This is a genomic window from Bradyrhizobium denitrificans, assembly GCF_013179005.1.
In the GTDB taxonomy this organism is placed as follows: Bacteria; Pseudomonadota; Alphaproteobacteria; order Rhizobiales; family Xanthobacteraceae; genus Bradyrhizobium; species Bradyrhizobium denitrificans.
Genome location: NZ_JABFDP010000044.1, coordinates 40,658 through 50,402, shown reverse-complemented (window position 1 = coordinate 50,402; position 9,745 = coordinate 40,658). Strand labels below are relative to the sequence as shown.

At 61.2% G+C, this 9,745-nt stretch carries 10 protein-coding genes; 3 read left to right on the top strand and 7 right to left on the bottom strand.

Translation table 11 applies throughout. The annotated features are described in order from the left end of the window. On the top strand, positions 1-322 hold a 322-nt coding region (locus HL671_RS34520), incomplete at its 5' end, for a tyrosine-type recombinase/integrase (RefSeq protein ID WP_335341772.1). Between the two features lie 68 nt (positions 323-390). On the opposite strand, the gene HL671_RS34515 is transcribed toward HL671_RS34520, so the two are convergent. The 7 genes from HL671_RS34515 to HL671_RS34485 form a co-directional block, all read right to left on the bottom strand. Further along, positions 391-768, bottom strand: a complete 378-nt coding sequence (locus HL671_RS34515; RefSeq protein WP_172242870.1) for a hypothetical protein — start codon at positions 766-768, stop codon at positions 391-393. 24 nt (positions 769-792) lie between these two features. Continuing rightward, positions 793-1,362: a hypothetical protein gene (locus tag HL671_RS34510; RefSeq protein WP_172242867.1), complete on the bottom strand. Its 570-nt coding sequence runs from the start codon at positions 1,360-1,362 to the stop codon at positions 793-795. Positions 1,363-1,675: 313 nt separating this feature from the next. Beyond that, entirely contained in the window at positions 1,676-2,158 is a 483-nt protein-coding gene (locus tag HL671_RS34505) for a hypothetical protein (protein ID WP_172242864.1), read from the bottom strand. 124 nt (positions 2,159-2,282) lie between these two features. Continuing rightward, positions 2,283-3,734: an argonaute/piwi family protein gene (locus tag HL671_RS34500; protein WP_172242861.1), complete on the bottom strand. Its 1,452-nt coding sequence runs from the start codon at positions 3,732-3,734 to the stop codon at positions 2,283-2,285. After that, positions 3,731-5,077: a DUF4365 domain-containing protein gene (locus tag HL671_RS34495; protein ID WP_172242858.1), complete on the bottom strand. Its 1,347-nt coding sequence runs from the start codon at positions 5,075-5,077 to the stop codon at positions 3,731-3,733. The genes HL671_RS34500 and HL671_RS34495 overlap by 4 nt, the downstream gene beginning before the upstream one ends. A 431-nt stretch (positions 5,078-5,508) precedes the next feature. Beyond that, positions 5,509-5,757 (bottom strand): conjugal transfer protein TraD, encoded by a 249-nt coding sequence (locus tag HL671_RS34490; protein WP_172242855.1) that lies wholly within the window; start codon positions 5,755-5,757, stop codon positions 5,509-5,511. Position 5,758: 1 nt separating this feature from the next. Then, positions 5,759-6,085, bottom strand: a complete 327-nt coding sequence (locus HL671_RS34485) for a conjugal transfer protein TraD (RefSeq protein WP_172242879.1) — start codon at positions 6,083-6,085, stop codon at positions 5,759-5,761. A gap of 170 nt (positions 6,086-6,255) precedes the next feature. Here HL671_RS34485 and traA point away from each other — a divergent pair, with 170 nt between their 5' ends. Both traA and HL671_RS34475 read left to right on the top strand, forming a co-directional pair. Beyond that, complete coding sequence (gene traA, locus HL671_RS34480; RefSeq protein ID WP_172242852.1) at positions 6,256-9,309, top strand: Ti-type conjugative transfer relaxase TraA; 3,054 nt, start codon at positions 6,256-6,258, stop codon at positions 9,307-9,309. A 125-nt stretch (positions 9,310-9,434) separates the two neighbouring features. Beyond that, complete coding sequence (locus tag HL671_RS34475) at positions 9,435-9,701, top strand: helix-turn-helix transcriptional regulator (RefSeq protein ID WP_246579621.1); 267 nt, start codon at positions 9,435-9,437, stop codon at positions 9,699-9,701. Positions 9,702-9,745 lie beyond the last annotated feature (44 nt).

Sequence of the window (9,745 nt, the reverse complement as noted above, 5' to 3'; positions counted from 1 at the left end):
GAACGAACTTCAAACTGGATTATGCCCAAGGGGCAAGGTCAACAACACACTGAACGCCGCGCTCCGAAGACTCGGCTACGACAAGACCGAAATCACGGTCCACGGCCTCAGATCGACAGCCTCGGTTCTGCTCAACGAGAGCGGCAAATGGCATGCGGACGCGATCGAACGTCAGCTTGCCCACCAGGAGGCGAATGAAATCCGTGGCGCCTATACCCATGCCGCCGAGTTTTGGCAGGAGCGCGTGCGTATGATGCGGTGGTGGGCGGATGAACTTGATCGGATGAAAGAACTCGGGCGTGTCGTTAAGATCCGAGCCTGAAGGCCCCCTCAGATCACGAAGCGAGCGCTCGGTTAGACCTACAGAAAAGACCGATGGCCATCTATAGGTCAGGGATGTCGCTTCTTCTTGATCGGCCGAATGTCGTAAACGTACGGACCGCCCATCTTGTCCGCCGGCGGTCGTGGGCCGCCGCCGTACACGCGCAGAGCTCTCCGTCGCTTCGTTAGCTTATAGGTTTGAAAATCAACCAGAAATTCGGTGTAGTGATCATCCGCATTGAACCATTCCGCTTCTGACACATACACCCTGCCGCCCGGGAAGAGCCGCGCTGTTGTCGTGACGCTCTTGTCTAGATCGCGATATTGCACCCGAAGCCGACATGTAAAGAAGTCCGAGAAGTTGATTCCCAAGGGCTCCCAGTGCCTTTCAAACCGGGAAACGTTTACGAGATTCCTCCTCTGTTGAGCTTCATCGTTCTTCGGCATGCAGTAATTCCATAGCGCCAGCTATCAGCGTGTGAATGTTCGAATGACCATCTTACTGAATGATATCAACTGGACCATCAACTCCTCAACGGCCTCTGCATGAGCGTTCAAATCTTCCGTAACCAGCGCCGCCTTCCCCTTCATTCCCTTTGGATCTTTCTTGAGAAAACGCTGGTACGGCTCCACGTAGATACCGTAGATGTACACCGCCTTCTGTCCATCGTGGGTTCCAATTCGTCGCACCGGTTGATGGGCGATGACGTTTCTTGTCGGCAGCAGGTCGGTAATTTTCTCGCGCAGCTCTTTCCATAGCTCGCGCAAATCGTTGTACTCCTTGTCTTCAAGTAGCCCCCTCAAAAGCGCGTCTACTTGGCGGAAATGGGAGTTGATTGAGTGCTGGTCATAGAAGACAATCGCCGCACGATGCGTCGGCGCACCGATGCCTTGCTTGAATAAACGAAACAGCATCCGGTCGATGAATGCCCATTGAGTTATGCACAGGCCAATCGCTCGCAAAAACGCGGTTTCGGCTTCGACATACTCTTCCGGCTCCGGATTTAGCTTGACAATGTGTAGCGCACCATCCTCGCTCATGTGAATGGCCTCTCAAATACCGTCGGAACATTCGATCGTGTGAGGCACGAACCTCGGATATTTAGCAAGCATCTGCGCATCCTCATAGGGTCTTCTGAAAGCAGTATTCTGTCTGAATAGTCAGCGGGCGTTTGTTAGAGCTTTCATATACGGCACCTCACCATTCAGCCGGGTGTTGGCGGGACCGCATGCGCATGATGCAATGGTGGGCGGGTGAGCTAGATCGAATAAAGGAACTCGGCCGGGTCCTAAAATGAGCGGCCGACGAAGAAAACTCGGAAAGCCGAATCGCTCGCACTTGAGCCGCGCACCGTCACACCGAGGTATTCGGCTCAAGGAGCGACAGAAGTGAACGGACAACCACCAATCTCCGGCGCCCGACGATTGTCGTCGCGAGGCGCCCGTCCCCAATCAGCTCATAGAGCTTCGTACGCCCGAGGCTCGTCGCTTCACACGCTTCGTTGATCGTGCAGGTGATTTTCTGGGAAAATGGCATCGGCTGCACCGGTACGATGTCCGACGCCGATGAATTGACATGTGTCTCTTTTAACTCGACGTTCTCTCGCCGTTTACAGTTCATGGATTCCTCTGCCAGCAACGACTCGACGAGAACGAGACTCGTCTGTGCGATTGGCGGCGTCAATGCGAGCATCCGAGCGTCACAGCGCACGACCGCGCACGACGACGGCCAGTTGGATAGTCGCGGACACCAGCAACGGTGAAAGATTTTACGCGACAGCGACAACCGCATGCCGTCCGAGATGAGACCATCGAAATCCGATGCCTTCTCAACCATCTCAAGTCGCCGACGATATCGAAAACAAGTTGGAGCAGAAGGAGGTCCGGTCAACGTATACGTCGACGTAGATCGTCACGTCACCGACCGTGCCCCGCTGCATGGGACAGCGACCGTGTCATCATCACATATAAAAACTGTATCTCGGCGCTATTTCTTGCCCTTCTGGCACGTATTTTAATACCTCTCCCACATGCTTTGCGGCAGCGATCGTGATCAGCATGCCGTTGTCGAACTGCGTATTGCTCCAATTCATCTTCGTGAGAGCAAGCGTCTCTTCGGCCACGTGCTGCAACGGCTGTCCCTGGACTTGGCACCGCAACTGCAGAGGACGCGGCACATACATGCCAGGATAGGTTCGAAAGAAGTCGACGCTGCCGCGGGTGTAGAGAAGCGCCTGATCCTTGTCGAAGCGCAGCAGCGTCCCCCGCAACGGCGGGTATATGCCGAGACGATAGAGGCGGGTCATCGACTTCTGGATCCAGACGAAATCCGCGTAATCGATGTCGCGTTCATCTATCGCCTTGTGAAAACCCTCCAGCTCGTTGCGGTCGAACTTCGAGGTCTTGTGGAGCACCACGCGAGCAGGCCAATGCCCGTGCTGAGCCCGAAACACCTTCAGCGAACCCTTCAGCAGTTCATAAGCGTCCATTGCAGTCAGGTGCGGTCGGCGGTCCTCCTCGCTTTCGACCATGCGGCCACCCCGCAGAATCAGCCCCTCTCCGCGCTCGTCGAACATCTGGGCGGTGCTGGTATGGACCTGCGAGCCGTCTACCGAACGATAGAAGCTCAGCCCAACGAACGACGTCCGGAGCTGACGCGCGTCGCGCGCCAGACGCCAAGGCAAACCGCCCGCTTTGTAGTAGGCCGCCGTCAGCAGATTCCAAGCGATCGTTGTCGAGTCCTGGGTGAGGCGTTCGCTGGTTTCCTTCAGCTTGCGCGGGATCCTAATCGCGGGGTCGTAGGTCGTCGGCCAGAGAAGCTGAATCGGCAGCCTCAAGCGCATGCACGACGCCTTGAGCATGCCGCGGAAATCAAGCGCGGTACCCGCCTCGGTCTCGTCGTCGTCCTCGCCGCCTGCTACGTCACGGGCGTTGTAGGTCCGCTCGATGATTTCGACCGACAACGCGATCAGTACGACGTCCGGCTTCGCCGTCTGCTCTGCCAAGGCCGAGATCTCGTTGGTGATCGTCCCCACGATCGCCTGCGTGACCTCCCGTTGGCCCGGTATCGCTACGAGGCGGGCGATCTCACGCGCCGGAAGGACGCGCTGGATCTCGTCGGAAGTCACGAATTCACATCTGAACGTGGTCTCGAAATCGACACCAGGGAACGAAGGGAAGAGGTTCGGTTGCCGGCTCTGCTTGGCGGCGAATCCCTTCGCGCATTTTTCGATCCAGCGCGCCGTTCCTTCAACCGTCTCTGCGCTGCCGATGACTCCCATCTTGATGCGCTTGGGCGCGCTCTCCATCCCAAAATCGAGCGGACCGTAGTCCATGATGCCGAAACGAATATCGGGATGACGGAACGCGTGTCCGAACTCCAGGTCCGGTTCGGTGAGATGGGTGAGCCTCACGTGATGTTCTCGACCGTTTCGCCCGCCAGGGCGTATTCGAACAACGGAGACGAGGGGTCGGTCTCCTGCGACTTCCAAAGATCGTCCGGCACCCCGACGTCGAGTTCGAGTGCGTCGACCGCGCTGAACGAAAGGAACGGGTACGTCTTCGTCAACAGGTCCTCCGCACCGTGCGTCGTCAGGAAGTCACGCCACATCACGAACTGCCCCATGACGGCCGCGTTGTTCTCGATCTCCTTAATCTTCTTCAGCCGCTCGCCGGCGTAGGCATCGGCATCCTGTCCATTAGACGTGAAGTGGTAAGTTGGCGTGATTTCGGCGTACCATTTGCCGGCGAGCCGGACGAAGCGATGCAGGAAGGCCGAGTGCCGCCAATAGGCGAATTTCTTCGGATCGCTTTTCTTCTTGCCATACGGTCCTACCACGCGACGGGTAGTGGTGTTCTGCAGGCTTCGGTAGGCATAGTTCAGGCTGTCCCTATCCTTCGGCTTGCGGAAGAAGAACACGCGGCTGTCGCGGTCATGGTACAGGTCCGGCCTGACGAACACACCGATCGCCCTGTTGAGGAGAGCCACGAAGTCGCGCTGCCGGTCCTCGTCGTCGCTATTCGCCCACTCCGTGGCGTCGAACTCCTCCATGGCCTCCCAGTCGCAGAGCTTCTTCCACGGATGTTCGTCCAGAGGATGGAAGCACAGCACCGACTTCGAACGGACGATCCATTCTCCTGGGAAGGGCTTCACTATCTCGCCGAGCGCTCCGCCGAACGACTTGTCCGATCCGTGGGACGTAGGCGCCCAGAACAGCCGGGGCGCGAATTTGACCTCCAGCAGGTTCACCAATATCTGCTCACTTTTCTTGACGCTCGGGCCCGACGCCCCGGGACGGACCGCCGTCGCGACCGAGATCAGGCTGGCCTTGGCCTCCCGCGTGAACTCGTCCTTCCTCTTGTCGAAGACGACCTTGCGTGACTTGCGTCGTTCCGGATCCGCGAACCACTCCTTGAGCGACTTCCAGTAGCCCTTTCGCGTCCTCAGAGCCACGACGATAAGGAGAACGGGCGCCGTGCCTCTGGTCCAGTATTCGATATCGGCGTCGGCGCAGGGGAATTCGAACGTCTCCCCGTTCTCCCCCTGAAGCCGTTCGCGCTCGGTCGCCTTGCCCTGGACCTGCAGGAGCAGGTTGCCCACCTCGCCCGTCTCGGCATCACGCAGCTCGATGAAGCCGTCGATGCCCGCTTCGACGCCGCCGGTTGGATAAAACATGAATCCCATGGAGAGAATGATTCCCTCGATGAGGGACATTCCCTGCTGCCCGATGACGTCGCTTTTCCCGATCTTCTTCATGGCCTTATGTTGGCGCGCGATCCGATTCCTGTCCACTGGTTGACGCTGGCCGTGCACTCATTCGTCGGTTGCCGGCGATGGATAATCCGCCACGACCGCAAGCGCACGTTATTGTGTGCAGCGACGAGCAGTAGACCCGTCCCTCGACGGCATGGACGAGCGGCGCATCGCGGCGACTGTCAGTCTAGCCAACATGGGCCGTACGTCGACTTGATCCGATTTCCACATCCGGTGCTAGCACGCCGCCCTCAACCTGTCGTCTGATCGAACGTCTTCAAGCTTCCAAGGACCAGCACTCTCGCCGAGATCCAGCTCGGGGAGGATACACTTCAAGTGCCGCTCGCCTTCATTAAATAGTCCGCCTGAGCCGAGCCGCTCGCGCACGGCTTCGGCTCGGCGAAGATCGAGAAAATGCACGAATGGCTCGGAGGCTAGACCTGGGCGTCGGAGGCACCAACGCTTTGGCCGTCCTCGAACGCCTCTTTCCCCATTGCAGTCCAGAGCGCCGACGCCTTCTCGCGCTCTTCGCTTCGGAGCTTTTTGGCCATCCAGAGCAACGCGCCGTAGATGATGGCGCGGTCGTCACCGGTCAGGTCAACAACGCCCGCCTTGACGACGAGGCCACCGAGTTCGATGAGATGCCGCGTGCGCTTGCGGCGCTCGACTTGCCAGGTGCGCATATCATGTCGCGCCCTTGCGGCTCGGTGCCGGTTGAGGGCCGCTCGGTTGCGCCGAAGGGCCGTCCCCGTCGCGGTCAGTTGCTGGTGCAATTCGCCGCGTCCGGCTTTGAAAGAACGCGGCGCCGCGCTTGGCCCATGCCTCCCTCTTTCCGGCCTCTTTCGTCTCGGCCAAGACAAGCAGCGCGCCGGCCAGTTCTTCCGCGGTGAGAGTGTCGGCGCCAGTCGCGATGACAAGCTCGCCGAGCTGGCGCACTTTACGAGTTTTCAGCCCGCGTGCCTTGTCTTCGAGTGCCTTCAGGTCCGCATCAAGGTCGCGAGGTCTGCGCATCATCGTCTCCATGAGTTCGATGGAGAAACGATAGCCAAGCGGCAGGCGGAATGCTGTAAGGTCGTCAGGACGAGCTGAGACGGGATAATCCCTCCCGAGATTTTTTCGAGGGAGGGCGCGCTTATACGTCGTGCCGACGTACGCTTCGCTGTGTAGATGCTCTGGTCGCGATGGCGATCTATCATCTTCACGTCAAGGTCATCGGCCGGAAGGCCGGGAGCAGTGCGGTGGCATCAGCGGCCTACCGGTCTGGCTCGCGGCTGCGCGACGAGCGGCTCGGCCGTGATCAGGATTTCTCCGCCAAGCGCGGCGTCGTCCATTCCGAGGTGATGATGCCGGAGAATGCGCAGCAAGCCTGGCGCGATCGGGAGCGGCTCTGGAACGATGTCGAAGCGTTCGAAATCCGGAAAGATGCACAGCTGGCCCGCGAGGTCGAGTTTGCCATTCCGCGCGAGCTGGCTGAGACGCAGGGCATTGAGCTCGCTCGGGACTTCGTTCGCGGCGAGTTCGTCGGTCTCGGCATGATCGCCGACCTCAATGTGCATTGGGACAGGGGTGAGGACGGCATGTCTAAGCCCCATGCTCATGTCATGCTGACAATGCGCGCGGTCGACAAGAACGGCTTTGGCCAGAAGGTCCGGGACTGGAACCGCACCAAGTTGGTGGAGCGCTGGCGTGAACGCTGGGCCGAGCTCGCCAATGAGCGGCTGACGGAGCTCGACATCGATGCGCGGATCGACCATCGCAGTCTGGAAGCCCAGGGGATTGCGCTCGAGCCGCAAAGCCAGATCGGCGCGCCGGCGAAACGGATCGAGGTCCGGGGTATCGCCGGCGAAGATGCCGGGGCCGACCGCGCCCAGATGCACCGCGAGATCGCGCGGAACAATGGCGCACGGATCATCGCCGATCCCTCCCTTGGGCTGGAGGCCATCACCCGGCAGCAATCGACCTTCACCTGCCGCGACCTGGCCAAGTTCGCGCACCGGCACAGCGACGGGCTCGACCAGTTCAACCAGGTGGTGGGCGCGATGCAGGGAGCGCCCGATCTGATTGAACTCGGCAAGGACGCCCGCGGCGAGGACCGCTTCACCACCCGCGGAATGATCGAGGCGGAACAGCGCCTGCACCGGGCTTCTGAGCTGCTGGCGCACCGGGATCGCCATGAGGTTCGTGACGCGGACCGCAGGGCGGCTTTGGCGCGCGCGGGAGCGCGCGGCCTGGTGCTGTCGGCCGAGCAGGCCGAGGCATTGGCGCATGTCACTGAGGGGCGCGATCTCAGCGTCGTGGTCGGCCATGCCGGGACGGGAAAGAGCGCGATGCTGGGGGTGGCGGGGGAGGCCTGGGAAGCAGCCGGCTTCGAGGTCCGCGGCGTGGCGCTGTCCGGCATTGCCGCAGAAAACCTGGCACGCGGATCGGGCATTGCCTCGCGCACGATTGCCAGCCTCGAGCATGGCTGGGAACAGGGCCGTGACCTGCTCAAATCGAGCGATGTGCTGGTCATCGACGAGGCGGGGATGGTCGGCACGCGACAGCTCGAGCGCGTGTTGTCCCATGCCGCCGAGGCTGGAGCCAAGGTGGTGCTGGTCGGTGATCCGCAACAGTTGCAGGCCATCGAAGCCGGCGCGGCGTTCCGGTCGATTCATGAGCGTCACGGCAGCGCCGAGATCGGCGACGTGCGCCGTCAGCGGGAGGGCTGGCAGCGCGACGCCACACGCGATCTGGCGACTGGCAAGGTGGGCCACGCGCTTGAAGCGTACCGCGCCCACGGCATGGTGCATGAAGCCGAGAGTCGCGACCAGGCGCGCGGCGATCTGATCGATCACTGGGATCGCGACCGGCAGGCATCGCCGGATCGGAGCCGGATCATCCTGACCCACACGAACGACGAGGTCCGCATCCTGAACGAGGCGGCGCGCGAGCGGATGCGGGCAGCGGGCGATCTCGGCGACGAGGTGGGGGTGACGGTCGAGCGCGGCGCGAGAAACTTTGCCAGCGGGGACCGGGTCATGTTCCTGCAGAACGAACGCGGCCTCGGCGTCAAGAACGGCACGCTCGGGACCATCGAGCAAGTCAGCGCGCAATCCATGGCCGTGCATACGGACGATGGCCGATCCGTGCGCTTCGACCTAAAGGATTACAGCCGGTTCGACCATGGCTATGCCGCGACGATCCACAAGGCGCAGGGCCTGACGGTCGACCGCGTCCATGTGCTGGCGACACCCGGCATGGATGCCCACGGCAGCTATGTCGCCCTATCGAGGCACCGCAACGGCGTGGAGCTGCATTATGGCCGTGACGATTTTGCCAACGCGGACCGGCTCGCCCGCGCCCTGTCGCGCGACCGCGCTAAGGACATGGCCTCGGACTACGACCGTGTTGATCCCGTCCGGAGCTACGCCCAGCGGCGTGGGATCAGCTTCCGCGAGCGCGTGGCCGAGATGGTGCGCAAGGTCGTGCCCGAGAAGCTGCGCGACCTATTCGACGGCCTGCGCTCTCCTACAGATGTGCCCGGGCTGGATAGCCGGCGGAGGCCGGAGCCGGCAATTCCGGAAAGAGAAACGAGCGGTATGCCAGCCGAACGACGCGGCGTCGAAGCGCCGGGAAGGAAGCCGGCGGAAGACCCAGATAAGGAGCTGCGTCGCGTGCGGACCCAGGCACTGGTGCGCCATGCCCGCGCCGTGGATGCGATCTTTACGGCGCAGGAAACGGGTGGCGTGGCAAGTCCAGACCAGGTGAAAGAGCTATATGAGGCCCGCCAAGCCTTTGAGGCGGTGCGGTCCTATGGCCCGCACGACGCTGAAGCCGCCTATACAAAAAATCCCGAGCTGGCCCGCGAGGCGTCCGGCGGTCAGGTCGGCCGCGCAGTCCGAGCTCTCCAGCTTGAAACCGAACTGCGCACCGATCCCGCTCTTCGCGCCGACCTCTTTGTGGAGCGCTGGCGCAAGCTCGACCACAGTAGTCAGCGCCTGTATCAGGCGGGCGACATGCCCGGCTATAAGGCCGCTCGCTCGGCGATGAGCGATATGGCTAAAGGCCTCGAACGCGATCCGCAACTGGAATCCATCCTCGTCAGCCGCAAGAACGACCTTGGCGTCGCGTTCGAATCAGGCCGCCGGCTCGGGCAGGAACTGGCTTTCGCCCACGGCCNAGGCCGCCGGCTCGGGCAGGAACTGGCTTTCGCCCACGGCCTCGATCTCGGCAGAGGCCGGAGCATCGGAATTTGACCCATCCTGTTTGCCGCCGACTCTACGCCACCCCCGCCAACGTTCGAAATCCTCTTGTCCCCGAAACTGTTTGGCCTGTCTGTCTCAGGAGCCGTCGGAAACAGCGAGCGAGAGGCAGCTCGGCCATGCGCGAACCAGACCGTATAATCCGTCTAAAGACCGTCCTCGCCAGGACCGGACTGTCCCGGTCCACCATCTACCGCAAGATCGCCGAGGGCACGTTCCCGGCTCAGCTCAAAATCAGCAGCAACGGTTCGGGCTGGCATGAATCCGATCTAAACCGCTGGATTGCAGATCCAGTTAGATGGCATCCAGAGGACGGGTTGAGAGAAAGCCCGGTGAGCCCTATTGCCCGCCCTTTAACCGGCGCAGTGCGGAAAGACGACGTTTAGACGACTATGCGTTGAAAGCTGATGCTGTGTCGATGATCAAGGTA

Bases quoted from the DNA above. Each gene is read 5' to 3' on its own strand.
- HL671_RS34515 (WP_172242870.1), bottom strand. From the start codon at position 768: ATGCCGAAGAACGATGAAGCTCAACAGAGGAGGAATCTCGTAAACGTT.
- HL671_RS34510 (WP_172242867.1), bottom strand. From the start codon at position 1,362: ATGAGCGAGGATGGTGCGCTACACATTGTCAAGCTAAATCCGGAGCCG.
- HL671_RS34505 (WP_172242864.1), bottom strand. From the start codon at position 2,158: ATGGTTGAGAAGGCATCGGATTTCGATGGTCTCATCTCGGACGGCATG.
- HL671_RS34495 (WP_172242858.1), bottom strand. From the start codon at position 5,077: ATGAAGAAGATCGGGAAAAGCGACGTCATCGGGCAGCAGGGAATGTCC.
- HL671_RS34490 (WP_172242855.1), bottom strand. From the start codon at position 5,757: ATGCGCACCTGGCAAGTCGAGCGCCGCAAGCGCACGCGGCATCTCATC.
- HL671_RS34485 (WP_172242879.1), bottom strand. From the start codon at position 6,085: ATGCGCAGACCTCGCGACCTTGATGCGGACCTGAAGGCACTCGAAGAC.
- HL671_RS34475 (WP_246579621.1), top strand. From the start codon at position 9,435: ATGCGCGAACCAGACCGTATAATCCGTCTAAAGACCGTCCTCGCCAGG.